The following is a 25,022-nucleotide window of genomic DNA, read 5'->3' as shown; positions in this document are numbered from 1 at the left end:
AGGGACCCGACAGTGAGTCCGGTACGCCACTGTCGGTCGTCGATTCTCCGTATGGAGCACGGTACCGATAGGTTTTCGAGGTACCAGACCGCTATCGAAAGGGTGATCCGTTGAGCCGCTCGGTTCTCGTCACCGGAGGAAACCGGGGCATCGGCCTCGCCATCGCCCGCGTCTTCGCCGACGCCGGTGACAAGGTCGCGGTCACCTACCGCTCGGGTGAACCGCCCCAGGTCCTCACGGAGCTCGGAGTCCTCGCCGTCAAGTGCGACATCACTGACGCCGAGCAGGTGGAGCAGGCCTACAAGGAGATCGAGGATAAGCACGGTCCGGTCGAGATCCTGGTGGCCAACGCCGGTATCACCAAGGACCAGCTCCTCATGCGGATGTCCGAGGAGGACTTCACGTCCGTCCTCGACACCAACCTCACCGGCACCTTCCGTGTCGTGAAGCGTGCCAACCGCGGCATGCTGCGCGCCAAGAAGGGCCGCGTCGTGCTGATCTCCTCCGTCGTCGGTCTGATGGGCGGCCCGGGGCAGGCGAACTACGCCGCCTCTAAGGCGGGCCTGGTCGGCTTCGCGCGCTCGCTGGCCCGTGAGCTCGGGTCGCGCAACCTCACTTTCAACGTCGTGGCGCCCGGCTTCGTCGACACCGACATGACCAAGGCGCTCACCGACGAGCAGCGGTCGAACATCATGGCGCAGGTGCCGCTCGGCCGTTACGCGCAGCCCGAGGAGATCGCCGCAGCGGTGAAGTTCCTCGCCTCGGACGACGCGTCGTACATCACTGGAGCCGTCATCCCCGTTGACGGCGGATTGGGCATGGGTCACTGATCACCATGAGCGGAATTCTCGACGGCAAGAAGATCCTGATCACGGGCGTTCTGATGGAGTCCTCCATCGCGTTCCACGCGGCCAAGGTCGCGCAGGAGCAGGGCGCCGAGGTCATCCTCACCGCCTTCCCGCGGCCCACGCTCACCGAGCGCATCGCCAAGAAGCTGCCCAAGCCCGCCAAGGTCATCGAGCTCGACGTGACCAACCAGGAGCACCTGGACCGGCTCGCGGGCCTGGTCAAGGACGAGCTCGGCGGCCTCGACGGCGTCGTGCACTCCATCGGCTTCGCCCCGCAGGGTGCCTTCAACTTCCTCGAGGCGTCCTTCGAGGACGTCGCGACGGCGATGCACGTCTCGGCGTTCTCCCTGAAGTCGCTCACGATGGCCTGCCGTCCGCTGTTCGAGGACGGCGCCTCGGTCGTCGGCCTCACCTTCGACGCGCAGTTCGCCTGGCCGAAGTACGACTGGATGGGCCCGGCCAAGGCCGCCCTCGAGGCCACGAGCCGTTACCTCGCCCGCGACCTGGGCAAGGAGAACATCCGCTGCAACATGATCTCGGCGGGTCCGATCGGCTCCATGGCGGCCAAGTCCATCCCGGGCTTCGCCGACCTCGCCGACGTCTGGAACACCCGCTCCCCGCTGGAGTGGGACATGGCCGACCCGGAGCCCGCGGGCCGCGGCATCGTCGCGCTGCTCTCGGACTTCTTCCCGAAGACCACGGGCGAGATCATCCACGTCGACGGCGGCGTGCACATGATGGGTGCCTGAGCAGGCATTTCGTACGTTTCTGACGCCCCGTCCCCCGCGCTGCGCGGGAGGCGGGGCGTCACCCGTTCGGCCCCCTGGCCAGGCGCGGTCGGTGCGGAACCGCGCACCCTGAGGTGTGCGCCCGTCACCTCCTGCGGTGCTCGCCGCTCTCACCCTGCTGATCGCCCTGCCGTACGGCGCCGCGTCGCATGCCGTCGGAGAGGCGAAGCCTCCACGCGCGCGCGTGGAGGCGGTCGAGGCGGCGAAACCGCGGCCCTTCGGCTCGGAGTGCCGCATCAGGGTCGAGGGCTCGGACGCGGTCGCCCACTGCCACAACCCGTACCCCGAGACCGACCGGGTCCGGCTGCACGTGGAGTGCGAGCAGTGGTGGGACATCGACAGCGACGGTGTCTCCGTGGAGGCAGGGCCCGCTCAGACGGTGCGGCTCACCGGACGGTGCTGGAAAGACGTCAGGTCGGTCTGGGTCAGCCACCAGAGGTGAAGGTGAGGGCTCCGGGGCTGGTGAGGGCGCGGGGGCTCACGGCCGCGCGGGGTCGTCGAACAGCTCCGGGCGGCACATGAAGGGGTAGCCGGCGGCCTCCTTGGCAGCCGCCTCCGCGTCGTTCTCCCGGATCGCGTCGACGAGCCGGGCATGGTCCATGTGGCTCTCGGGGGTCAGCTTCTCGCCGACGTCCTCGCGCAGCCAGTCCCGCAGCACCTCGCCGAGGTCGGCGTACATCGCCGTCATCACGTCGTTGTGGGACGCGGCCACCACGGCCAGGTGGAAGGTCGCGTCGGCGGAGACGAAGGCCTCCGCGTCGCCGGACGCCCAGGCCTCCTCGCGGCGCTCCAGAAGGGCGTCGAGCTGTTTGAGGTCACGCTCCGTACGCCGCTGCGCGGCCAGCTTCGCCGCGCTCGACTCCAGCGTGCTGCGCAGCTCCGCGATGTGCCGCGGCTCCGCGTCGGCGAACCTGCGCTGCATCACACCGGCCAGCTCGCTCGTCGCGACCACGTACGTGCCCGAGCCCTGGCGGATGTCGAGAAGGCCGTTGTGCGCGAGGGCGCGGACCGCCTCCCGGACGGTGTTGCGCGCCACGCCCAGCTGTTCGACCAGCTCGGGCTCCGTGGGGATGCGGGAGCCGACCGGCCACTCTCCCGACGAGATCTGGTTACGCAGCTCGGCGATGACCTGCTCGGAGAGCGCCGAACGGTGAGGGGTGGTCAGCGGCATGACGTTCCTTCGCGCGCGATGTGAGGGCAACTGATGGGCAACTGATTGGACAGCCAATCATCCCATGATTCTATGATGGCTCCATGGCTAGTGAGGAAACCAGGACGATGACACCGACACCGACACCGACGACACCGATACGTACCGACGCGGCGAGCGGGGCAGCTGAGAAACAGCCCCCCACGCGCGCGTGGGCGACGCGTCTCGTCATCGTCGGCATCGTCCTCGCCGCCCTCAACCTCCGTCCGGCCATCACCAGCCTCGGCTCGCTCCTCGAAGAGGTGCGTGACGGGCTCGGCATGAGCGGCACGCTCGCCGGACTGCTCACCTCCGTTCCGCCGCTCTGTTTCGCGGTCTTCGGTGTGATGGCGCCGCGGCTCGCCCGCCGGTTCGGCCCCAGCGCGGTGGTCTGCGCGGGCATGGTCGCCATCGCCACGGGCCTGGCGATCCGCCCCTTCCTCGGCGGCACCGTCGGCTTCCTCGCGGCAAGCGCGCTCGCCCTCATGGGCATCGCGGTCAGCAACGTCCTGATGCCGGTGATCGTCAAGCGCTGGTTCCCCGACCGGGTCGGCCCGATGACCGGGCTCTACTCGATGGCGCTCGCGCTCGGCACGTCGCTCGCCGCGGCCATCACCGTGCCCATGACCGATGCGCTGGGCGGCAGTTGGCAGTCCGGGCTCGCGGTGTGGGCGGCGCTCGCCGTCGTCGCCGTCGTGCCGTGGGTGCCGCTCGTGCGGGACAAGAGCGCGGCGTCCGCAGCCCCGGAGCACGTCAGCTCCCAGGTGCGCAAGGAAGACGCCGGGCTGCGCATCACACGCAGCCGTACGGCGTGGGCGCTGGCCTGCTTCTTCGGGCTCCAGGCCACCGCCGCGTACATCACGATGGGCTGGATGCCGCAGATCTTCCGCGACGCCGGGGTCCCGGCGGGGGAGGCCGGTGTGCTCCTCGCCGTCACCATGGCGATGGGCGTGCCGCTGGCCTTCGTGATCCCTCGGGTCGCCACACGGCTGCCGAACCAGGGCCCCGTGGTGGTCGTGCTCGGCGCCTGCGGCCTCGCCGGATACGCGGGCCTCTACCTCGCCCCCGAGAGCGGAGCCTGGGCGTGGGCCCTGCTGCTCGGCGTCTCCAACTGCGCCTTCCCGCTGGCCCTCACCATGGTCGGCATGCGGGCCAAGAGCAGCGTGGGCGTCGCCAAGCTCTCGGCTTTCGCGCAGAGCACGGGCTATCTGATCTCGATCCCGGGGCCGCTCCTGGTGGGCGTGCTCTATCAGCACAGCGGCGGCTGGGGGCTGCCGATCGCGCTCATGGCGGGTCTGATGGTGCCGCAGATCGTGGTGGGCATCCTGGCGGGCCGCAACCGCACGGTCGAGGACGAGGTCGCTGCGGCTGCCTGACCCTGGAGGTGGTTGACCCTGGAGGTGCCTGACCGACCCCCGGCGGTGACCCCGCAGGTGACCCCGGCGGTGACCCCCCGGACAAAGGGTGCGAGACTTCCCCCATGCCAGTGCTCGACCCAAACCCCCAGAACGGCCAGAAGAAGCTGCTCATCGTGCTCGGCTCGATGCTGGCCATCACCGTGATCATCGGGATCATCGCCTCCATCGCCTCGCCGTGAACTGCCCCCGGCGGGGCCGATGGTGGGGTTAGCACCACCATCCCCTAGGGGGTCAGTGTCAGGGTCAAGTGGGTGGATCACCGGATGTGCTGAGGGTCGCCGGATCCGTACCTTCGAGATGTGCCCGCGAGGACGCGGCACGGAGGACTCGAAGACCACGGAGGCGGCATGTCGGCCCGTTCGCACACTCGGCGCGACCCGGGAGCCCGCACGGACTCCGCGAGCGTCGAGATCCAGCTTCCGTGGTGGGCGATCGCTCTGCCCGCCGTCGCCTTCGCGGCTCTGCTCCTGCTGATACTGAACCCCGCCGACGCACATGCGACGAGCGGCGAGCCGGTGGTCACGCACGTGCTCGAGCGCATCCAGGAGACGGTCTTCCGTACGACCCCGTGATCTGCCCCAGGTCAACGCCGTCACCCGTGCCGGGGGAGCACGCCAACTCCTTGCGCCCGCTGCCGCCTTTCATGCGAAGCTGGGACGCATGAGCGTCGCAGAACCCCGCAGGATTATCCTCTTCCGGCATGCGAAGGCCGACTGGCCGCAGGTGTCCGACCACGAGCGGCCGCTCGCGGAGCGAGGCCGCAAGGATGCCCCCGTCGCCGGGCGCAAGCTGGCCGACAGTGGCATCCCCTTCGACCTGGCCCTCTGCTCGACCGCCGCCAGGACCCGCGAGACATGGAAGCTCGCCGTCCATGAGCTGCCGCACAGGCCCAAGACCGTCTACGAGGAGAGGCTGTACGAAGCCTCTCCGGGCGAGCTGATCGCCGTGCTCAACGAAACCCCGGACGACGTACAGAACGTCGTACTGATCGGCCACAACCCTGGGGTGCAGGGGCTCGCCGACATCCTCGCGGGTGACGCCGAGGGCGATGCCCGTACGCGGATGGACCGCCGCGGCTTCCCGACCTCGGCCTTCGCGGTCCTGACGTACTCCGGCTCATGGAAAGCCCTGGAGCCCGGCGTCGGCACGCTCGCCGACTACTGGGCGCCTTCTGACTAACCCCGGACGCACATACACGGATGGCCCCCGGTACCGCAGCGGTAAGGGGGCCATCGGTGTGATTGCAGCTTGCGGCTTGCGGTTGCGGCTTGCGGCCTCAGTCGGTGTGGGTTTCCGCCGCCTCGACCTCTTCGCGGGTGACACCGAGGAGGTAGAGGACGGTATCGAGGAAGGGGACGTTCACCGCGGTGTGCGCGGCCTCCCGGACGACGGGCTTGGCGTTGAAGGCGACACCGAGACCGGCCGCGTTCAGCATGTCGAGGTCGTTGGCGCCGTCGCCGATCGCGACGGTCTGCTCCAGCGGGACCCCGGCCTCGTCGGCGAAGCGGCGAAGGAGCCGGGCCTTGCCCGCGCGGTCCACGATCTCGCCGGTCACCTTGCCGGTGAGCTTGCCGTCGACGATCTCCAGGGTGTTGGCCTGGGCGAAGTCGAGGCCGAGACGTTCCTTCAGATCATCGGTCACCTGGGTGAACCCGCCCGAGACGACGCCCACTTGATAGCCCAGGCGCTTGAGCGTACGGATGAGAGTGCGGGCGCCGGGGGTGAGGCGGACCTCGGCGCGGACCTTCTCGACGACCGAGGCGTCGAGCCCGGCGAGGAGCTCCACGCGGGCGTGCAGCGACTGCTCGAAGTCCAGCTCGCCCCGCATCGCGGCCTCGGTCACCTCGGCGACCTTGTCCTCGCAGCCCGCGTGCGCCGCGAAGAGTTCGATCACCTCGTCCTGGATGAGGGTCGAGTCCACGTCCATCACGATGAGCCGCTGGGCGCGGCGGTGCAGACCGGCGGCGACGACGGCGACGTCCACGCCGAGCTTCGCAGCTTCCAGGGCGAGGGCGGTGCGCAGCGGCTCGGTCTCCGCGCCGGACACGGCGAACTCCACCGCGGTGACGGGGTACTTGGCGAGCCGGAAGATACGGTCGATGTTGCCGCCGGTCGCGGTGATGCTGGCGGCGATGGAGGCGGTCGACTCGGCGGTCAGGGGGTGGCCGAGCACGGTGACGTGGGAACGGCCGTGGCCACGGGGGCGGTTGTCACCGATGCCCGAGATGATCTCGGCCTGCATCTTCAGGGACTCGGCCCAGCTGTGCACGGTGGACCGCAGGTCGCCCTCCAAGCCGGCCGGCGGCTGGGTCACGAGCGCGCACAGCACTATGCGCCCACGGGTGACGACCTGCTCGATGTCGACGACGTCGACGGAGTAGGCGGCGAGGGTGTCGAAGAGGCCTGCGGTGATTCCGGGACGGTCCTTGCCGAAGATCTTGACGAGGAGCGTGGGGACGTCGGCGGGCTGCGGGGGCTGCGAAGCGCTCATGGTGGGGCCCACGGTATCCGGCGGGGCGCGGGGGCGTGCCGCCGGTCCGCTTGGCGGACACCTGCCCCTCGACGCCGCGAACTTCTCCACCACGGCTTGGCGCGAGCTCCCTCCCGCTGGTCCACTGCGTGGCGGGCGCTTCTTCACCGCCGCTTAGCGCGGGCTCCTCGCCCGCCGGTTCACTCAGTGGCGCCAACGTTCTCGCCCGCGGCGGTTTCTCCCCACCCACCCACCCGTTCACCCGGTGGCGTCGATGGCCCCCGACCTGGGGTGGTTCTGGGCCCTCGGTCGGTTCGTTTGCTCGGCAGCGGTTTTTTCCCGCCCACCCACCCGTTCACCCCGTGGCGTCGATGGCCTCCGGCCTGGGGTGGTTCTGGGCCCCCGGCTGGTTCGTTTGCTCGGCGGTGGTTGTTTCCCGCCCGCCCGCCCGTTCGCCCGGCGGCGTTGGCGGCTCCCTGCCTGGGGTGGTTCTGGGCCCTCGGTCGGTTCGCGAGCTCGGCAGCGGTTTTTTCCCGCCCACCCACCCGTTCACCCCGTGGCGTCGATGGCCTCCGGCCTGGGGTGGTTCTGGGCCCCCGGCTGGTTCGTTTGCTCGGCGGTGGTTGTTTCCCGCCCGCCCGCCCGTTCGCCCGGCGGCGTTGGCGGCTCCCTGCCTGGGGTGGTTCTGGGCCCTCGGTCGGTTCGCGAGCTCGGCAGCGGTTTTTTCCCGCCCACCCACCCGTTCACCCCGTGGCGTCGATGGCCTCCGGCCTGGGGTGGTTCTGGGCCCCCGGCTGGTTCGTTTGCTCGGCGGTGGTTGTTTCCCGCCCGCCCGCCCGTTCGCCCGGCGGCGTTGGCGGCTCCCTGCCTGGGGTGGTTCTGGGCCCTCGGTCGGTTCGCGAGCTCGGCAGCGGTTTTTTCCCGCCCACCCACCCGTTCACCCCGTGGCGTCGATGGCCTCCGGCCTGGGGTGGTTCTGGGCCCCCGGCTGGTTCGTTTGCTCGGCGGTGGTTGTTTCCCGCCCGCCCGCCCGTTCGCCCGGCGGCGTTGGCGGCTCCCTACCTGGGGTGGTTCTGGGCCCCCGGTCGGTTCGCGAGCTCGGCGGTGGTTTTTTCCCGCCCACCCACCCGTTCACCCCGTGGCGTCGATGGCCTCCGGCCTGGGGTGGTTCTGGGCCCCCGGCTGGTTCGTTTGCTCGGCGGTGGTTGTTTCCCGCCCGCCCGCCCGTTCGCCCGGCGGCGTTGGCGGCTCCCTACCTGGGGTGGTTCTGGGCCCCCGGTCGGTTCGCGAGCTCGGCGGTGGTTTTTTCCCGCCCACCCACCCGTTCACCCCGTGGCGTCGATGACCCCCGGCCTGGGGTGGTTCTGGGTCCCCGGCCGGATCGCTCGCTCCGCGGAGGGTTCTCTCCCGCCCGCCCCTTCACCCCGCGGCGTCGATCGCAGGCTCGGCCGCGGGGTGATCGGGTGGGTGGGTGGGGAAGAATCCGCCGCGAAGCGGCGGGCCAGGGACGCCCCCCCCACCGGGGAAACCGGTACTACCGCCCCCGGCCGCCCCGCGGCCCCCGCTCCGGGGGCGGAGGCGGAGGCGGCGGAGGTGGAGGCGGCGGCCAGTCGCCGTCCCCCGAGGAGCGGAGCCGCGGCTTCGGCTGCGGCGGGGGAGCCATCGGTCCCACCACCGTCGGCGCCCCGGACACATCACGCGGCGGCCGAAGGTACGGATTGGTGTCGGGGTTCGCGGGCCGGTAGGGATCGCTCGGGCTGTACGGCCCCGCAACGGAGGCCGGCACCCCAGCCGCCGAGGCGGGGGCCGAAACCCCAGCCTCCGCGGCGCGGGCCAACGGCGAAACCCCACCCCCCCGCAGCCCCACTCGCCACCGCGAGCAGCGCCCCCACAGCCCCCGCCCCCGCGCCCCACGCCGCGCCGAGCAGCAACGCCATCCCCAGTTGCCCGTGCAGCTCTATCCCCGCCCCGAACGCGTCAAAGCCGAGCACCGACAGTGAGGCGTCCGCGGACACCCCCGTCAGCCACACCATCAGCGGCAGCGCGAGCGCCGTCACCACGGCGAGCCGCACCGCGCACTGCCCCGCGAATCGCAGGGTGCCCGTTCCGCCCCGTACACCCCGTACACCCCGTACGCCCCGTACGTATGGAGTGCGGACCCCCGTGAGCACCCCCGCGAAAAGGATCATCAGCGCCGCCGCTACGCCCAGGAGCCAGACCCGGCTGTCGAGTTCCGCGAGCCGCCCCAGCGTCACCGCCTCGTTCCCCGAGGCGCCGGAGCCCGTCAGGAGATCGTCCAGCGGGTCCGGAAGCAGCTTCGCCAGCTCGCCCGTCGCCTCGCCGTCCCACGGCACGAAGAGCCCGATCGGCACCCCGAGCCACACCCCGTTCGGCGCCCCGAGCAGCGCGGCCCCCGCGATCCGCTTGGGATGGGCGTCGCCGATCATCGCGTACGCAGCCGCAGCGAGCCCGGCGAGCACCGCCACGAGCAACACCGTGACCAGCGCGGACGCGGCAGGACGCACCACGCGGTGCACGGCGTCCCACCCGCTCGGCAGCGGCGTACGACGCGAGGCGAGCAGCGCGATCAGCAGGACGCCGGTCACCCACACCGCGCCCCCGAGCAGCGTCGGACCCATGTCCACGGTGAAGCCGACCGCCGCCTTCGCCTGCGCGAGATCGCCGAGCCGGTCGGGCAGCAGACCCCCGATGTCACCGAGCCCATCGGGAAGTTTGTCCGTGATGTCGTCCGGGAGCTGGTCGATCCCCTCGTCGATGCCCTTGTCGATCCCCAGCTGGTCGCCGTCGATCGTGATGATGTCGTGACCTGCCCATGCCAACCCGCCGAGCATCGCCAGAAAGAGGACGATCACCGCACTCACGCGCGCGGCCAGTTCGGCAGGCGTGATCACAACTCCCGCCCCGCGCAAGGAGCGTAGGAAGAAATACGCAAGCAGTACCGCGCCCGCGAGGCCGACGCCCAGCGGCGCGACATCGATCGCCGTGGTCGCCTCGGCCCCTTCGAGCCCGAACGCCGACACGTCACCGGACGGGGTGACCGAACCGCCCGCGCCGAGCGCCACCACGGCAGCCGTCATCGGCCCCAGTGACCCCACCGCGTCCGCGCCGAGAAGATGCAGGCCGAGCGCCGCGGCGCCGGCCATCCCGACAAGTGCCCAGCTCACGGCGGCTATCGCGGACAGCAGTACATCGCCCCACCGCACACCCCGGCCTTCGGCCCGTTTCCCGCCGGTCTCCATCAGGACCCCCCGACTCGCACCGCGTCGCCCGATTCATACGAGATATGCGCAATGCGCATGATCCGTATGCACTCATGGGCGGTTACTACTCTCCGGGGCGGTTTCTGCCTCGTCAACGGGGCGGTCATGGAGGCCCGTACGCAGTCTTCACAAGGCCCGACTTTCGGTCAGAGGCCTCCGCCTGAAATAGTTCCTCCCGATGTTCGACATCCCTAGACTCCCCATGACGGGGGCTAGCTCGGGGGACAACTCAGTGGGGCTGGAGTGCCGGAACTCGTACTGGAATTGAATGGAAGGACCTGGACGCTCGATCCGTCCAGGTCGTACACCCTCGGACGTGATCCGCAGGGGGATCTCGCGCTTGACGACGCCAGAGTGTCCTGGCGTCACGCCACGATCAGCTGGAGCGGCCGCAGTTGGGTCATCGAGGACCACGGCAGCACCAATGGCACCTTTGTGCAGGGCCAGCGGATCCACCAGATGGAAATCGGCCCCGGTTCGGCGGTGAACCTCGGCAACGCGACCGACGGTCCGCGGCTGAATGTGTCCGGTAGCGCCTCGGGCGCCGCCGCCGTATCCGCACCGCAGCAGGCCGCTCAGCAGGCCCCGGCCCATCAGGCGCCGCAGCACCACGCGCAGCAGCAGGGCGGACCCGGCTGGGCTGCCCAGGCACCCCAGCAGCAGGCACCCCAGCAACAGGCGCCGCAGCACCACGCGCAGCAGCAGATGCCCCAGCAGCAAGGCTGGCAGCAGCAGCCCCAGAAGCAGGCTCATCACCAGCAGCATCAGCAGCCTCAGCAGCCGCAGGTCCCGCAGCAGCAGGGCCCCGGCGCGGGTTCCGGCGGTGTCGCGGGGGCCCCGCCGGTCTACGGGGACCGCAGCCCGACGACGTTCCACCAGCTCGCGCTCGGCCGCAAGATGCGCATCGGCCGCGCCCTGGAGAACGAACTGGTCGTCTCCGACCTCCAGGTCTCACGGCACCACGCCGAGTTCACGGCCACTCCGGACGGCCGCTTCGAGATCCACGACCTCGGCTCGCACAACGGCACGTACATCAACGGTCAGCCGGTCGCGAAGTCGGGCACGGCCCTCATCGGCCCGAACGACATCGTCAGCGTCGGTCACTCGACGTTCCGGCTCGTCGGCGACCGGCTCGAGGAGTTCGTCGACACCGGTGAGATCTCCTTCTCCGCCCGCCACCTGACGGTGACGGTCGACGGCGGCAAGGACATCCTCAAGGACGTCTCCTTCGGCGTCCCGGAGAAGTCGCTCATCGCGGTCATCGGCCCCTCGGGCTCCGGAAAGTCCACCCTGCTCAAGGCGCTCACCGGCTACCGGCCCGCCAACCAGGGTGACGTCCTCTACGACAACCGGAACCTCTACAAGCAGTTCGCCGAGCTGCGCCAGCGCATCGGTCTGGTCCCGCAGGACGACATCCTGCACAAGGAACTGACCGTCAAGAAGGCCCTCAAGTACGCCGCCAAGCTGCGCTTCCCCTCGGACACCAGCGAGCAGGAGCGCGAGCAGCGCATCGACGAGGTCCTGCGCGAGCTCAAGCTGGACATCCACAAGGAGAAGAAGGTCACCTCCCTCTCCGGTGGCCAGCGCAAGCGCGTGTCGGTGGCCCTGGAGCTCCTCACCAAGCCGTCGCTGATCTTCCTGGACGAGCCGACATCCGGCCTCGACCCGGGCATGGACCGCGACGTCATGCAGCTCCTGCGCGGCCTCGCCGACGACGGCCGTACGGTCCTCGTCGTCACGCACTCGGTCGCCGAGCTGGCGATCTGCGACAAGCTCCTGGTGATGGCGCCCGGCGGTTCGGTCGCGTACTTCGGTCCGCCGGAGGAAGCGCTCAACTTCTTCGGCTACCAGACGTGGGCGGACGTCTTCTCGGCGTTCGAGAACTACCGCGACTACGACTGGGCGGGCCGCTGGAAGGGCTCGCAGCACTACCAGATGTACGCCGCCGACATCGACGCCGTGGCCGCGCAGCCGGTCCACATGCCGCCGCCGCAGGCGATCAGGCCGCCCAAGCCGCAGGGCTGGGGTTCGCAGTTGTGGACCCTGATCCGCCGCTACACCTCGGTGATCGCCTCCGACAAGGGCTTCCTGGGTCTGATGGTGATCCTGCCCGCGGTCCTCGGCATCGTCAGCGTCGTGATCCCGGCCGACTTCGGACTCGGGCCGCCCAAGCCGCCGTCGAAGTTCAACGGCGACGCCGGAACGATCATGCTGATCCTCGCGGTCGGCATGTGCTTCTCGGGCGCGGCCAACTCCGTACGAGAGCTGATCAAGGAACGTGTCATCTACGAACGGGAGCGGGCCACCGGCCTTTCCCGCTCGGCGTACCTGATGTCCAAGGTCATCGTCCTCGGCCTGATCACGGCCTTCCAGGGCGTCATCATCTGCGGCATCGGCTTCGCGACGCGCGACATGCCGGAAGAGGGCCTGATCATGCCCCCGGCTGTCGAGATCTGCCTGGTCATCATCGCCCTGGGCTTCACCTCGATGATGTTCGGCCTGGTCATCTCCTCGCTGGTGAAGACCGCAGAGAAGACCATGCCGCTCCTGGTGATGTTCGCGATCGTCCAGGTCGTCTTCACCGGCGTGCTCTTCCAGGTCTACGGCTCGCCGGGCCTGGAGCAGTTCGCCTGGCTGATGCCGTCGCGCTGGGCCATCGCCGGCGCGGGCGCCACGCTGGACCTGGCCCACCTCATGCCGCCGTGGGACCCGAAGAAGCCGGGCGACCTCGACCCGCTGTGGGAGCACTCGGCGGGGCAGTGGGGCATGAACATCACGATCCTGCTCCTGATCGGCATCGCCTGCGGCTTCGCGGTCGCACGGCTGCTGCGCCGTCACGAGCCCGAGGTCATGCGCAAGTAAGCAGGCCCGTGACACGGACCTGTGAACGACGAGAAGGGCGGCACCCCGCGCGGGGTGCCGCCCTTCGGCGTCTGTCGAGCCTCGGTGAAGAGGTCCGTTGATCAGGCGATCAGGCTCAGTAGGCGCCGTTCACGTTGTCCATCGAGCCGTACCGGTCGGCCGCGTAGTTGGCCGCGGCCGTGATGTTGGCGACCGGGTCGTAGATGTTCGTGGAGGTGCCCTCGACGTGGTACGCGTCGAACGTCGGCTGGATGACCTGGAGCAGGCCGACGGACGGGGTGCCGTTGATGGCGTTGATGTCCCAGCCGTTCTTGGCGTTCGGGTCGCCCGCCGACTCACGGATGATGTTGCGGTGCAGGCCCTCGTAGGAGCCGGGGATGCCCTTGGCCTTCATGATGTCCAGGGACTGGCGGATCCAGCCGTCGAGGTTGTTGGCGTAGACCGGCTTGCGCGCGGCGGCACGGCTCGCGGCTTCCTTGGCCTTGCGCTCGTCCTCGGCCTTCTTCTTGGCCGCGGCCTCTTCGGCGGCCTTCTTCTTCGCGGCGGCGTCGGCCTCGGCCTTCGCCTTCGCGGCGGCTGCGTCCTTGGCGGCCTTGGCCTGCTTGTCGACGGCGGTGTGCTGCTTGATGACACCGGCCTCGACGGCCTGCTGGGCGTCGGCGTTCTGCTTGAAGGCCACCGGGGCGGCCTCGACGCTCTGCGTTCCGGTTCCGGCGTCGGCGCTGCCCGGCACGAGGGAGAACGCGAGGGCAGCGGCGCCGAGCGTGGCGACACCGGCGATCGAGAACTTCTGGATCTTGGTCAGCGCGGGGCGACTATGACCAGGGGTGGTGTGCTTGGACATGGCAGATGGACCTCTTCGAATCGCGGAGGTCGCTCTGGCCGGCGGGGACATTTGCTTACCCGGCACAAACGCCGCGGTGCGAGACCGCGGCGCCGAACGACGGGTGCAATTCTTAGCGGCCGCAAAATTCTGTGGCAAAGCAGTGACGTACGATGCCGGATAGTGGATCAGGGTGTGCTTTGTGCGTTATGACGACAGTGCACCCCCGCCCATAAAGGACTTTCTTATCCACTAGGGACCTTCGTACGTGACGTGCGCCCTATGCGCGGGCTCACATCGAACACGTAACAACCTCACCACCAGTTGCCATAGCAATTCTCTGTGTGAGCAAACTCCTCCGGAAGTAGGAGATGCACGTCGCCGAACTCGTGCCAGAGGTAGAGACGGCGTACCGCCTCCGCATAACCCCGGTCCACGGCGGCCCGGCCCGCGACCGCCTCGAGCATCAGCAGATGCGAGGCCTGCGGCTCGTGCAGCCCCGTGAGCAGCCCGTCCACCACCCGCACGCCCCGCGCGGGCGTCACCACGAGCTCCGTACGGCCCGCTGCCGCCCGGACCACCCCGTCGGGGCCCGCGGCCGACTCGACGGCACGCACGGCCGTCGTACCCACCGCGATGACCCGTCCGCAGCCCGCCCTGGCGGCATTGATCAGCCGCGCCGACGTCTCAGGCACCTCGAAGAGCTCGGGATACGGCGGCTCGTGCGCCTCGGGCGACGCCACCCCCGTATGCAGCACGACCGGCGCGAACTGCACACCCCGGCTCACCAGGCGTGCCACCAGGGCCGCGGTGAACGGCCGGGCCGCACTCGGCATCTCCGCGCTGCCCGTGCCGTCGGCCGACGGCAGCGCGAACACGGTCTGGTGGGCGGAGAGCGGCTGGTCCCTCTCTGTATAGGAGTAGCGGATGGGGCGCCCGTGCCGCCGCAGCAGCGACGGCACATCGGCCGACACCCGGGCCCACCACAACCGCCCGCTCCCCGGGGCCAGCGGCTCATCGAGGACGAGGCGTACGTCCCCGGGGAGCCGCACGACTGAATCCGCGGGCCCGCCCGCGCGCGCCCGCGTGGTGCCCCTGCCGTCCGGGTCCCGCAACTCGACGGCCCACCGTCCGTCGTCACCCCGCGTGGAGAAATGCACCACCACGCGCGCGTGCCCGGTGGTTCCGTCGACCGCTGCGGGCAGTGTCTGTGAGGTGTTCACGATCAGCAGGTCCCCGGCCCGCAGCAGCGCGGGCAGGTCCGTGAACGCGTGATGCGAGACCTCCGTCCCGCGCGACACGAGCAGCCGCACCGCGTCCCGGCCAAGACCCGGCCCACGCTGCTCGGCGGGAACGCGCGCCGCCAGCTCATCGGGTACCCGCACGGCCAGCGTCATCGCGTGTCCCGGAGAGAGGAACCTTCGAGCCATGCAGGAGCGAAGTACCGCCCGCTCGCCGGGCGCTCGTCGAGCAGCCGCAGGAAGGCGGGCACCACCGTCTCGGGCGGCGGCCGCCCCGAGACGTCGTCGTCCGGGACGGCCGCCTCGTAGAGATCGGTCCGCATGTCACCGGGATCGACCGCCCACACCCGGAGCCCCGGCTCCTCCACGGCAAGGACCGCCGACAGATGATCGAGGGCCGCCTTGGACGCCCCGTACCCGCCCCACGTCTCGTACGCCTCGACGGCCGCGTCGGAGCTGACGTCGACCACCGTCCCCGCCGCCGAGGCCCGCAACAGGGGCAGCGCCTCACGGATCAGCCCCAGGGCCGCCACCACGTTGGTCTCCAGAGCCTGCCGCAGCCCGTCCAGCGCGAGCTCATCAAGCCGTACGAGAGGCTCCGCGCCCAGCGCGCTCGCGTTGTTCACCAGCAGATCGAGGCCGCCCAGTTTCCGCGCCGCGGCCACCAGATCCGCCCGGTGCCCGGCCTCCGTGACATCCCCGGCGACAGCCTCCACGCGCGCGCCGCGTCCCGCCAGGTCCCGTGCGGAGTCCTCCAGCGCGGACGCCGTTCTCGCGTCGAGCACCAGACCCCAGCCCCGCTCGGCGAGCGCCGCCCCCAGCGCGCGCCCCAGTCCCTTCGAAGCCCCCGTGATGATCGCTACCGGCATGACATCCGTCCCCTCGGGTCGCCCAGGCAGCCGCTCTTCAGCGGATGACGCCACGGTAGGAACGGACCCGGTCCCGGCGCCTCGGACGCGGGCCGCAACAGCTCAAGTCCCTTCGGCCTACGCCCACGGCCCTAGGCGGTGGCCGCCACAGGTCCGATACGCGCTGTCACACCCCGCCGGTACGGTGAGGCCATGAGTCAAGGTCCCCGGTCCGGCCTGAACGCGGTGAGCTCCGCGCTTCTCGCCATGAGCAGACAGCTGGAGGTGCGCGACGTCCTGAAGACGATCGTCGCCTCGGCCCGCGAACTGCTCGACGCGGAATACGCGGCGCTCGGTGTTCCGGACGACCACGGCGGGTTCGCCCAGTTCGTCGTCGACGGCGTCAGCGACGAGCAGTGGCGCGCCATCGGCCCGCTGCCCCGACAGCACGGAATCCTCGCCGCGATGCTGCACAAGGCCGAGCCCGAGCGCCTCGCCGACGTGCGCAAGGACCCGCGCTTCGAGGGCTGGCCATCCGCCCACCCGGACATGTCAGACTTCCTCGGCCTGCCGATCCGGTACGGGGAGGAGACACTCGGCGCGCTCTTCCTCGCCAACAAGAACTGCCCCAAGCCAGAAGGCGGTTGCGGCTTCACCGCCGACGACGAAGAGCTCCTGTCGATCCTCGCCCAGCACGCCGCGATCGCCCTCACGAACGCCCAGCTCTACGAACGCAGCCGCGAGCTGACCATCGCGGAGGAGCGCTCGCGCCTCGCCCATGAACTGCACGACGCCGTCAGCCAGAAGCTGTTCTCGCTGCGCCTGACGGCCCAGGCCGCGGCCGCCCTGATGGACCGCGACCCCGCCCGCGCCAAGGGCGAACTCCAGCAGGTGACCGTGCTCGCGGCCGAAGCGGCGGACGAACTGCGCGCCGCCGTCGTGGAGTTGCGCCCCGCGGCCCTGGACGAGGACGGCCTGGTGGCCACCTTGCGCACGCACACGCAGGTCCTGGACCGCGCGCACTCCGCCGAAGTCACCTTCGAGAGCCACGCGGTCCGCGCCCTGCCCGCGGCCCAGGAGGAGGCGATGCTGCGCGTCGCCCAGGAAGCGCTGCACAATGCCTTGCGCCACTCCGGCGCGGAACGCGTCTGCGTGACCCTGGCGCGGCGAGGAGCCGGCGCGGTGCTGCGCGTCACGGACGACGGCAGCGGCTTCGACCCGCGCGTGATCCGGCGCGCGGGGCGGCACTTGGGCCTGGTCTCCATGCGGGACAGGGCAGGCGGGGTCGGCGGACGGCTGACCGTGGAATCGGAGCCCGGGAAGGGCACGACGATCGAGATGGAGGTTCCCGGTGGCTGACGCTGTGTCCCATCCGAAGTTCAACCCGAAGACCGGCATCCGGGTGCTGTTGGTCGACGACCACCAGGTGGTCCGCCGCGGTCTGCGTACGTTCCTCGAGGTGCAGGACGACATCGAGGTCGTGGGCGAGGCGTCGGACGGCGTCGAAGGCGTAGAGCAGGCCGAGAAGTTGAAGCCGGACGTCGTCCTCATGGACGTCAAGATGCCGGGCATGGACGGTGTCGAGGCGCTGCGCAAGCTCCGCGAACTGGCCAACCCCGCGCGCGTGCTCATCGTCACGAGCTTCACCGAGCAGCGCACGGTCGTCCCGGCCCTGCGCGCGGGCGCCGCCGGGTATGTCTACAAGGACGTCGATCCGGACGCCCTGGCCGGTGCCATCCGTTCCGTGCACGCGGGGCATGTGCTGCTCCAGCCCGAGGTGGCCGGGGCGCTGCTGTCCCAGGAGGAGGCCAACACCGGGCAGGGGAGGGGCGGTTCGCTCACCGAGCGGGAGCGCGAGGTCCTGGGGCTCATCGCCGACGGCCGCTCGAACCGCGAGATCGCGCGCGCCCTCGTGCTCTCCGAGAAGACCGTCAAGACCCACGTCTCGAACATCCTGATGAAGCTGGACCTCGCCGACCGCACCCAGGCCGCCCTGTGGGCCGTACGACATGGTGTGACCGGCTGATTAACGTTTCTGCGCACTCCGTCAACCGGCGATGTGGACCGTCGCGTTCCGGACTGAGATTCATACCGTCGTGTAGATGTCCCTCGTCTGGCGCAACCTGCGCGCCGCCCGGCCGTTCTCCAGTGCGTGCTGCGGCGGCTGGCCGCGGCGATCGCTAGGAGGATCCAGAAGTGAAGAACCTGAAGAAGGCCGCTGCTGTCACGATGGTGGCGGGTGGCCTCGTCGTCGCCGGTGCCGGTCTCGCCTCCGCCACGGACGGCGCGCACGCCGATGGCAAGGCCGTGAAGTCGCCGGGCGTCGGCTCGGGCAACCTCGTCCAGGCGCCGGTGCACATCCCCGTGAACGCCGTGGGCAACACCGCGTCCGTCATCGGTGCCCTCAACCCGGCCTTCGCGAACAACGGCCTCAACACCTGACGTACGCCTCAGGCGCAGCAGTGACTACCGGCCTCCCGGGTAACCCCCGGGGGGCCGGTCTGCCGTGCCCCGTAAGGGGCGCGGGGAACTGCGCGCTCAGCCGCAGAGCGCCCGCGGTCAAAGACGAAGCCCCGACCGCCCAGGCGCCCCCAGGGCTACCGCTCCCGCTCCTCCACGTAAGCGTTATAGGCGGCCACCTGCGCCCGCCGGGCAGTCCGCTCCACGGGGCGCAACGCCGCCCCCCGCGCCGCCATCTCCGAGGCGCTCACGGCCCCGCCATGCCCGTTCTCGTACGCCACCGAGATCAGCAGGCCGACCCGCTGGGCCAGCTCCAACACCCGTACGGCACGCGGCGGATACCCGGGAGCCAGAGCCTCACGCCCCCGCTCGGCCCGCGCCCGGTACGCGTCCACCGCGGCCTCGGCGACCGGACCCGAGCCCGCGACGTCGAGCCGCGAGAGCACCTCCGTCGCGTCCCGCAGCGCCTCGGCGAGCTCGCGCTCCGCCTCGCTCAGCGAGGGCACATCGGCCGGCGGCGCCTCCCGCACGGGCAGGCAGTGCCAGAGGACCTCCACGTGCACATCGCCGGCGGGCCCGACCTCGGACACCTCGGGCACAAGGCCGTACGGCGCCCCGAAGGCGACGACCGCCTCCTCCGCGTCCAGGGCACGAGCGTTGAAATCGGGCGGGCCGCTGAGACCGAGCGGATGTCCCGGCGCGGGCAGCGCGACCCGGAGCCCGGTCACCCCGAGCGTGCGCAATCGTCCGATGGCGAGCGTGAGACCGACGGGCCCCGACTCGCCGGGGAGCCCTTCGACCCGGTGCACGGCGTCGTCGCCGACCATCGCGAGCACCGCGTCATCCGGCGAGACAAGTCCGGCAAGCAGGGCATTTCCCCATGCCGCCAAGCGTCCTGAGCGTGGTTCCGAGAGCATGCGTACAGCCTAAGGACCGGGCTAAGGGCCGGAGCGCTCGGCCGGTGGCGTAGGTTTTCTCCCAGGGGACTGCGTCCACAGACGCAAGCGACAGCCGAGACTGCAATGGGAGACAACGCGCTCATGAGCGATGTACTGGAGCTGGAGGACGTATCCGTGGTCCGCGAGGGCCGGGCTCTGGTGGACCAGGTCTCCTGGTCGGTCAAGGAGGGTGAGCGCTGGGTCATCCTCGGACCGAACGGCGCGGGGAAGACCACCCTCCTGAACGTCGCGTCCAGCTACCTCCACCCGAGCACCGGAACCGCCACCATCCTCGGCGAGACCCTCGGCAAGCCCGGCACGGACGTCTTCGAGCTCCGCCCGCGCATCGGCGTCGCCGGCATCGCGATGGCCGAGAAGCTGCCCAAGGGCCAGACCGTCCTCCAGACGGTTCTCACGGCCGCGTACGGCATGACCGCCGGCTGGCACGAGAACTACGAGGACGTCGACGAGCAGCGCGCCCGCGCCTTCCTCGACCGCCTGGGCATGACCGACTACCTGGACCGCAAGTTCGGCACCCTCTCCGAGGGAGAGCGCAAGCGCACCCTGATCGCGCGCGCCCTGATGACCGACCCCGAACTGCTCCTCCTCGACGAGCCCGCGGCGGGCCTCGACCTCGGCGGCCGCGAAGACCTCGTACGCCGCCTCGGCCGCCTCGCCCGCGACCCGATCGCCCCCTCGATGATCATGGTCACGCACCATGTCGAGGAGATCGCCCCCGGCTTCACCCACGTCCTGATGATCCGCCAGGGCAAGATCATGGCCGCGGGCCCGCTGGAGCTCGAACTGACCTCCCGCAACCTCTCCCTCTGCTTCGGACTGCCCCTCGTGGTCGAGGAGCGGGGCGAGCGCTGGAGTGCTCAGGGTCTCCCGCTCGGCTGACGATCCGGCTGACACCGGCGCGAACGGCCGGGCCCGCTCCGGTCGGTAGATCACGTGCCCTGTGCGGGAAGGTCCCGCGGTCCTACCATGACCATGTGGACATCGACGCATGGGTGTGGTGGCTGATCGGAGCCGCCGCGCTCGGAATCCCGCTCGTACTGACCGCGATGCCGGAGTTCGGCATGCTCTCCGTGGGCGCCGTCGCGGGCGCCGTGACCGCGGGCCTCGGCGGCGGCACCGTGCTCCAAGTCGTCGTATTCGCCGCGGTGTCGGTCGCGCTCATCGCGGTCGTGCGCCCGGTGGCGGCACGACACCGCGCCCAACGGCCCGAACTGGCTACGGGAGTGGAGGCGTTGAAGGGCAAGACGGCCGTCGTCCTGGAACGCGTCGACGCCTCCGGCGGCCGGATCAAACTCGCCGGCGAGATCTGGTCGGCCCGCGCGCTCGACACCGACCAGAGCTACGAGGCGGGACGCGAGGTGGACGTGGTCGAGATCGACGGAGCGACAGCCATCGTCATGTGACGGACAGCCATCGTCATATGGCGGCCATCGTCAGGCGAATCGACCACGGGGTGTGCGACGGTCTGACAGACTCGACGAGCAAGATCTTCGCCGACGCGTGTGCCGGCTCTGCGGATCTTCCGGGAACACCGAAGCAAGAGGGGTACGGGGAACAACGATGCAACCAATCATCATCGTCCTGATCATTCTGGTGGTGCTGGTCTTCATCGCCCTGATCAAGACGATCCAGGTCATCCCGCAGGCCAGCGCGGCGATCGTCGAGCGCTTCGGCCGCTACACCCGGACGCTGAACGCGGGCCTGAACATCGTCGTCCCGTTCATCGACTCGATCCGCAACCGCATCGACCTCCGTGAACAGGTCGTCCCGTTCCCGCCCCAGCCGGTGATCACCCAGGACAACCTCGTGGTGAACATCGACACCGTCATCTACTACCAGGTGACCGACGCCCGCGCCGCGACGTACGAAGTCGCCAGCTACATCCAGGCGATCGAGCAGCTCACCGTCACCACGCTGCGCAACATCATCGGTGGCATGGACCTCGAACGGACCCTGACGTCCCGCGAGGAGATCAACGCGGCGCTGCGCGGCGTCCTCGACGAGGCCACCGGCAAGTGGGGCATCCGCGTCAACCGCGTCGAGCTCAAGGCGATCGAGCCGCCGACCTCCATCCAGGACTCGATGGAGAAGCAGATGCGCGCCGACCGCGACAAGCGCGCCGCGATCCTCCAGGCCGAAGGTGTACGGCAGTCGGAGATCCTGCGCGCCGAAGGTGAGAAGCAGTCCGCCATCCTGCGCGCGGAGGGTGAGGCCAAGGCAGCGGCCCTGCGCGCCGAGGGCGAGGCCCAGGCGATCCGCACGGTCTTCGAGTCCATTCACGCCGGTGACGCGGACCAGAAGCTCCTCGCGTACCAGTACCTCCAGATGCTCCCGAAGATCGCCGAGGGCGACGCGAACAAGCTCTGGATCGTCCCCAGCGAGATCGGCGACGCACTCAAGGGCCTCGGCGGCGCGTTCGGCAACTTCAACCCCACGGGCGGCGGCGGCGGTTCGGTGCCCGCACAGGGCAAGGAGCGCCGCGAACAGCCGCCGATCGACTGACGCAAGAAACCCGCGCCCCGAAGGGGCGCGGGGAACTGCGCGCTCAGCCAAAGCCGGGCGGCTACGCGGCAGGAGCCGCCAGCCACTCCGGCAGCGTCGCCAACTCGTCCCGGCCGAGCGCCAGCAGCATGGCGTCCGCGGGAGTCGGCTCAAAGGGCTGCCGCAACAAGGGCATCCCGGCCTCCTCAGGCGTACGGTCCGCCTTGCGGTGATTGTCCATCGCGCACGAAGCGACCGTGTTCAGCCAGGAGTCCGCACCGCCCTGTGCCCGCGGCACCACATGATCCACGGTCGTCGCCCGCCTCCCGCAGTACGCGCACCTGTGCTGGTCCCGTACGAGAACACCGCGCCGCGACCACGGAGCCCGTCTTCGGAACGGCACCCGTACATACCTGCAGAGCCTGATGACCCGAGGCACCGGTATCTCGACCGCTGCCGCGCGCACACGGAGTCCGGGGTGGGCGTGCTCGACGACTGCCTTGTCCTGCAGCACCAGCACGACGGCACGGTTCAGCGACACCGTCGACAGCGGCTCGAAGCTCGCGTTCAGCACCAGCGTGTCCCGCATTTCGCCCACCTCCCGTACGCACACCGACCCACCCCCTGGCGGGCTGGGATCAACTCTGGCCGGGCACGCCGAGATGGACAACGCAATAAAAAATGCCCGCCCCTGATCACTTCCATGACCAGGGGCGGGCAAACGTTCAGTGAGCTTCTTCAGCGTTGCCGCTCCAGCGTGAGGATGGCCTTGACGATTGACGTCATGCGGTTGGGGCTGCACCGGGACCTGCGGAAGATTCGCCAGGACTTCAGGTTCGCGACACCGCGTTCAACGGGGGCTCGTGCTGCGGCCAGTGCCCGGTTGAGGGTCTTTTCGGTGGGAGTGAGGTCTTGGAGCGGCTTGCGTTTGATGCCGGTCGTCAGCCACGGTCCCGCGCCTTGGTAGGCGAGATCGGCCAGGATGGAAACGCCCTGGCGCTCGCAGATCCGGATGATCCGGTGGGTACGGGCGGCGGTCAGGTCGTGTGTGCGACCCGGCAGGGCGGGCGAGAGCCACAGCAGCCGGCCGCCGGGGTCGGTGACGACCTGCACGTTCACGCCGTGGCGCCGGTGTTTGTGGGAGTAGTCGGCCCGTCCGTCGCCGACCCGGTCGCACTCGGCGAGGGTGCCGTCGAGCAGGATGAAGTCGGGATCGTGCTCGCGCAGCGTCTTGAGCAGGCCCGGTGCTCGTTCGGCGAGCAGGTCGACGACCGCGCGGGTGTAGGCGTGGGCGGTGGATTCGCTGATCCCGAACCCGGCGGCGATCTTCGCCAGAGTGGTGTGCTCGCGCAGGTACACCAGTGCCACCATCGCCCGCTGAGACGGACGAAGCTTGCAGCGCCGGTCGCCCTCACGAGTGACAACCAGCATGGTGACCCACTCCACGAGCGCATGCGGCAGGTCGAGTGCGGCAGGATGGATGACCAACGAGGCCCCCGAGCAACGTGATTGAGACGTCAGACATCTCGATCAACAGCTCGGGGGCCTCGTTCGTTGCGCTTCACGGCCCACCACCCGATTGGTGGCCAACTCGAAGAAGCTCAGTGAACGCTGAGCTACTACGCGGGAGCGGCGTATTCGGCGAGCACCTGCGCGCGCCCGAGCGTGTGGAACCGGAGGTTGAATCCGACGACGGCGGGCGAAGCGTCGGAGTCCGGGCCGAGCTTCTCCTGATCCACCGCGTACACGGTGAACACATAACGGTGAGCCGGGTCACCGGGCGGCGGCGCGGCGCCCCCGAACTCCTTCGTCCCGTAGTCGTTCCGCACCTGCACCGCGCCCTCGGGCAGCCCCTCGAACTTTCCGCTGCCCGCACCGGTGGGCAGCTCGGTCACCGACACCGGGATGTCGATGACCGACCAGTGCCAGAACCCGCTGCCCGTAGGAGCGTCCGGGTCGAAGCACGTCACGGCGAAGCTCTTGGTCTCCGGCGGGAAGCCTTCCCACCGCAGGTGCGGCGAGGTGTTCCCGGCCGCTTGGACCTGAGCGTCCTTAAGGACCGCACCCGGCTCGAAGTCCTCGCTCACGACCGTGAACGACGGCACGGGCGGATGGAAGTCATGGGGAAGCGGCGGCCTCTTGAGCTCGGTCACGTCGGCACCTCCTGGTTGGTTCCTGCTCGGCGGCAGCTCTACAGCTCTGCTCTCCCGAGCCTAGGACCAGTTGCGCTTGCTGCCGACCTGGGACAGCCACTCATTGAGGTACGCCGCCCAGTCCGTGCCCTGGAAGTCGTTGAGCCCGACCTTGAACGAGCGGAACGAATCGCTGCCCTCACTGAAGAGGCCCGGCTTCTTGTCCATCTCCAGGATGACGTCCATCTCGCGGTCGTCGGCCACGAAGCTCAACTCGACCTGGTTGAGTCCGCGGTACTGCTGCGGCGGGAAGAACTCGATCTCCTGGTAGAACGGCAGCTTCTGCCGCGTCCCACGGATGTGACCGCGCTCCATGTCCGCACTCTTGAAGCGGAAGCCCAGCTGGATGAAGGCGTCCAGGATGGCCTGCTGCGCCGGCAGCGGGTGCACGTTGATCGGGTCCAGGTCACCGGAGTCCACCGCACGCGCGATCTCGAGCTCGGTGGTCACACCGATGTTCATCCCGCGCAGCTGCTGCCCGTCGATGGAGGTGACCGGCGTCTCCCAGGGGATCTCGAGCCCGAACGGCACCGCGTGCACCTGGTTCGCCTGGAGCGTGAAGGCCCCACCGAGCCGCAGCTTCGTGAACTCGATGTCCTGCTTCGTCTCCTGGTCGGCGCCCTCGACCTCGACCCGCGCCTGCAGACCGACGGACAGACCCTCGATCTCCTGGTCCACGGACCCGCCCTGGATCCGCACCTCACCCTGGACGACACCACCCGGTACGACGTTGACCTCGGTCAGCACCGTCTCCACCGACGCACCGCCGGCACCCAGGCTCGCAAGCAGCTTCTTGAACCCCATGACTCTCCTCCCCCAGGCCCCGCCTGTGGTTCGACTCGACTCGACTTGAATCCTTGATCAATACAAACGCGGTGAACCCACGTCCGGTTCCGCGTTCTCACCCTGGCAATCCACCCAGCAGGCGACCACCTACCCGTACGGATCGTCTCCAGTACCCTCGGACGCCATGATCGAGGCCCCTGACCGTACGCCCCTCACCCATGACTTCTTCGAGCGCCCTGTCCTCGACGTGGCCCCTGACCTGCTGGGCCGCGTCCTCGTGCGCAGCTCACCGGACGGTCCGATCGAACTGCGCCTGACAGAGGTGGAGGCATACGCGGGTGAGGCCGACCCGGGGTCACACGCCTATCGCGGCCCC

General features: G+C 69.8%; 26 protein-coding genes (1 of these 26 running past the window's edge). 15 read left to right on the top strand and 11 right to left on the bottom strand.

Annotated elements, in window-relative coordinates:
- Nucleotides 1-110: 110 nt before the first annotated feature.
- The 3 genes from fabG (at nt 111) to E5671_RS13685 (ending at nt 2,078) form a co-directional block, all read left to right on the top strand.
- Nucleotides 111-830, top strand: a complete 720-nt coding sequence (gene fabG, locus E5671_RS13695) for a 3-oxoacyl-[acyl-carrier-protein] reductase (RefSeq protein WP_160504242.1) — start codon at nt 111-113, stop codon at nt 828-830.
- Between the two features lie 5 nt (nt 831-835).
- Nucleotides 836-1,597: an enoyl-ACP reductase FabI gene (gene fabI, locus E5671_RS13690; RefSeq protein WP_160504241.1), complete on the top strand. Its 762-nt coding sequence runs from the start codon at nt 836-838 to the stop codon at nt 1,595-1,597.
- 136 nt (nt 1,598-1,733) lie between these two features.
- On the top strand, nt 1,734-2,078 hold the full coding sequence (locus E5671_RS13685; protein WP_160504240.1) for a hypothetical protein: 345 nt from the start codon (nt 1,734-1,736) through the stop codon (nt 2,076-2,078).
- 36 nt (nt 2,079-2,114) lie between these two features.
- Here E5671_RS13685 and E5671_RS13680 read toward each other — a convergent pair whose 3' ends face one another.
- Nucleotides 2,115-2,807 (bottom strand): FadR/GntR family transcriptional regulator, encoded by a 693-nt coding sequence (locus tag E5671_RS13680; RefSeq protein ID WP_160504239.1) that lies wholly within the window; start codon nt 2,805-2,807, stop codon nt 2,115-2,117.
- An 83-nt stretch (nt 2,808-2,890) separates the two neighbouring features.
- Between E5671_RS13680 and E5671_RS13675 the strand changes: the two genes are divergently transcribed.
- The 4 genes from E5671_RS13675 to E5671_RS13665 all read left to right on the top strand — a co-directional run bounded on the left by E5671_RS13675 (nt 2,891) and on the right by E5671_RS13665 (nt 5,422).
- On the top strand, nt 2,891-4,201 hold the full coding sequence (locus E5671_RS13675) for a CynX/NimT family MFS transporter (protein ID WP_202121112.1): 1,311 nt from the start codon (nt 2,891-2,893) through the stop codon (nt 4,199-4,201).
- 104 nt (nt 4,202-4,305) lie between these two features.
- Nucleotides 4,306-4,422 carry an SGM_5486 family transporter-associated protein gene (locus E5671_RS47020; protein WP_150166275.1) on the top strand — a complete coding sequence of 39 codons (117 nt, stop codon included), beginning with the start codon at nt 4,306-4,308 and terminating at the stop codon, nt 4,420-4,422.
- Between the two features lie 168 nt (nt 4,423-4,590).
- A complete protein-coding gene (locus E5671_RS13670) occupies nt 4,591-4,815 on the top strand; it encodes a hypothetical protein (protein ID WP_160504238.1) in 225 nt (74 codons plus the stop codon).
- An 88-nt stretch (nt 4,816-4,903) separates the two neighbouring features.
- Entirely contained in the window at nt 4,904-5,422 is a 519-nt protein-coding gene (locus E5671_RS13665) for a SixA phosphatase family protein (protein ID WP_160504237.1), read from the top strand.
- A 97-nt stretch (nt 5,423-5,519) separates the two neighbouring features.
- Here the strand turns inward: E5671_RS13665 and serB are convergent, their stop codons facing one another.
- Both serB and E5671_RS13655 read right to left on the bottom strand, forming a co-directional pair.
- The gene (serB, locus tag E5671_RS13660; RefSeq protein ID WP_160504236.1) at nt 5,520-6,734 is read right to left on the bottom strand and encodes a phosphoserine phosphatase SerB; all 1,215 of its coding nucleotides are present in this window, start codon (nt 6,732-6,734) and stop codon (nt 5,520-5,522) included.
- 1,673 nt (nt 6,735-8,407) lie between these two features.
- Nucleotides 8,408-9,973 (bottom strand): streptophobe family protein, encoded by a 1,566-nt coding sequence (locus tag E5671_RS13655; protein WP_443032609.1) that lies wholly within the window; start codon nt 9,971-9,973, stop codon nt 8,408-8,410.
- Nucleotides 9,974-10,237: 264 nt separating this feature from the next.
- On the opposite strand from E5671_RS13655, the gene E5671_RS13650 reads away from it, so the two are divergent.
- Nucleotides 10,238-12,856, top strand: a complete 2,619-nt coding sequence (locus E5671_RS13650) for an FHA domain-containing protein (protein WP_160504235.1) — start codon at nt 10,238-10,240, stop codon at nt 12,854-12,856.
- A gap of 115 nt (nt 12,857-12,971) precedes the next feature.
- Here E5671_RS13650 and E5671_RS13645 read toward each other — a convergent pair whose 3' ends face one another.
- The 3 genes from E5671_RS13645 to E5671_RS13635 form a co-directional block, all read right to left on the bottom strand.
- On the bottom strand, nt 12,972-13,700 hold the full coding sequence (locus tag E5671_RS13645) for a transglycosylase SLT domain-containing protein (protein WP_160504234.1): 729 nt from the start codon (nt 13,698-13,700) through the stop codon (nt 12,972-12,974).
- A 293-nt stretch (nt 13,701-13,993) separates the two neighbouring features.
- Nucleotides 13,994-15,076: an S-adenosylmethionine:tRNA ribosyltransferase-isomerase gene (locus tag E5671_RS13640; protein WP_160504233.1), complete on the bottom strand. Its 1,083-nt coding sequence runs from the start codon at nt 15,074-15,076 to the stop codon at nt 13,994-13,996.
- Nucleotides 15,073-15,789 carry an SDR family NAD(P)-dependent oxidoreductase gene (locus E5671_RS13635; protein WP_160504232.1) on the bottom strand — a complete coding sequence of 239 codons (717 nt, stop codon included), beginning with the start codon at nt 15,787-15,789 and terminating at the stop codon, nt 15,073-15,075. The genes E5671_RS13640 and E5671_RS13635 overlap by 4 nt, the downstream gene beginning before the upstream one ends.
- A gap of 192 nt (nt 15,790-15,981) precedes the next feature.
- On the opposite strand from E5671_RS13635, the gene E5671_RS13630 reads away from it, so the two are divergent.
- The 3 genes from E5671_RS13630 (at nt 15,982) to E5671_RS13620 (ending at nt 18,210) form a co-directional block, all read left to right on the top strand.
- Nucleotides 15,982-17,127, top strand: coding sequence for a GAF domain-containing sensor histidine kinase (locus E5671_RS13630; protein ID WP_160504231.1), 1,146 nt, complete (start codon nt 15,982-15,984; stop codon nt 17,125-17,127).
- On the top strand, nt 17,120-17,794 hold the full coding sequence (locus E5671_RS13625; RefSeq protein ID WP_336605748.1) for a response regulator transcription factor: 675 nt from the start codon (nt 17,120-17,122) through the stop codon (nt 17,792-17,794). The genes E5671_RS13630 and E5671_RS13625 overlap by 8 nt, the downstream gene beginning before the upstream one ends.
- 170 nt (nt 17,795-17,964) lie before the next feature.
- Entirely contained in the window at nt 17,965-18,210 is a 246-nt protein-coding gene (locus tag E5671_RS13620) for a chaplin family protein (RefSeq protein ID WP_160504230.1), read from the top strand.
- Between the two features lie 155 nt (nt 18,211-18,365).
- Here E5671_RS13620 and E5671_RS13615 read toward each other — a convergent pair whose 3' ends face one another.
- Nucleotides 18,366-19,145, bottom strand: a complete 780-nt coding sequence (locus E5671_RS13615) for a hypothetical protein (RefSeq protein WP_160504229.1) — start codon at nt 19,143-19,145, stop codon at nt 18,366-18,368.
- Nucleotides 19,146-19,268: 123 nt separating this feature from the next.
- Here E5671_RS13615 and E5671_RS13610 point away from each other — a divergent pair, with 123 nt between their 5' ends.
- The 3 genes from E5671_RS13610 (at nt 19,269) to E5671_RS13600 (ending at nt 21,689) form a co-directional block, all read left to right on the top strand.
- The gene (locus E5671_RS13610; RefSeq protein ID WP_160504228.1) at nt 19,269-20,066 is read left to right on the top strand and encodes an ABC transporter ATP-binding protein; all 798 of its coding nucleotides are present in this window, start codon (nt 19,269-19,271) and stop codon (nt 20,064-20,066) included.
- 95 nt (nt 20,067-20,161) lie between these two features.
- The gene (locus tag E5671_RS13605) at nt 20,162-20,590 is read left to right on the top strand and encodes an NfeD family protein (RefSeq protein ID WP_160504227.1); all 429 of its coding nucleotides are present in this window, start codon (nt 20,162-20,164) and stop codon (nt 20,588-20,590) included.
- A 157-nt stretch (nt 20,591-20,747) separates the two neighbouring features.
- On the top strand, nt 20,748-21,689 hold the full coding sequence (locus tag E5671_RS13600) for an SPFH domain-containing protein (RefSeq protein ID WP_160504226.1): 942 nt from the start codon (nt 20,748-20,750) through the stop codon (nt 21,687-21,689).
- A 61-nt stretch (nt 21,690-21,750) separates the two neighbouring features.
- Here the strand turns inward: E5671_RS13600 and E5671_RS13595 are convergent, their stop codons facing one another.
- The 4 genes from E5671_RS13595 to E5671_RS13580 all read right to left on the bottom strand — a co-directional run bounded on the left by E5671_RS13595 (nt 21,751) and on the right by E5671_RS13580 (nt 24,664).
- The gene (locus E5671_RS13595; RefSeq protein ID WP_160504225.1) at nt 21,751-22,257 is read right to left on the bottom strand and encodes an HNH endonuclease; all 507 of its coding nucleotides are present in this window, start codon (nt 22,255-22,257) and stop codon (nt 21,751-21,753) included.
- A gap of 149 nt (nt 22,258-22,406) precedes the next feature.
- The gene (locus E5671_RS13590) at nt 22,407-23,156 is read right to left on the bottom strand and encodes a transposase family protein (RefSeq protein WP_160504224.1); all 750 of its coding nucleotides are present in this window, start codon (nt 23,154-23,156) and stop codon (nt 22,407-22,409) included.
- Nucleotides 23,157-23,287: 131 nt separating this feature from the next.
- Nucleotides 23,288-23,821, bottom strand: a complete 534-nt coding sequence (locus E5671_RS13585; protein WP_160504223.1) for a YbhB/YbcL family Raf kinase inhibitor-like protein — start codon at nt 23,819-23,821, stop codon at nt 23,288-23,290.
- A gap of 60 nt (nt 23,822-23,881) precedes the next feature.
- Nucleotides 23,882-24,664 (bottom strand): sporulation protein, encoded by a 783-nt coding sequence (locus E5671_RS13580; RefSeq protein ID WP_160504222.1) that lies wholly within the window; start codon nt 24,662-24,664, stop codon nt 23,882-23,884.
- Nucleotides 24,665-24,830: 166 nt separating this feature from the next.
- Here E5671_RS13580 and E5671_RS13575 point away from each other — a divergent pair, with 166 nt between their 5' ends.
- Nucleotides 24,831-25,022, top strand: partial view of a DNA-3-methyladenine glycosylase gene (locus E5671_RS13575; RefSeq protein WP_160504221.1) — the 5' end (the start) only. The gene runs 450 nt beyond the window's last position; 192 of the gene's 642 nt are visible here — the first part of the coding sequence; it begins with the start codon at nt 24,831-24,833; the stop codon falls past the right edge of the window.

Source organism: Streptomyces sp. BA2, assembly GCF_009769735.1.
Taxonomy (GTDB): Bacteria; Actinomycetota; Actinomycetes; order Streptomycetales; family Streptomycetaceae; genus Streptomyces.
The sequence above is the reverse complement of the archived record's forward strand: the minus strand, read 5'-3'. Positions and strand labels throughout refer to the sequence as shown.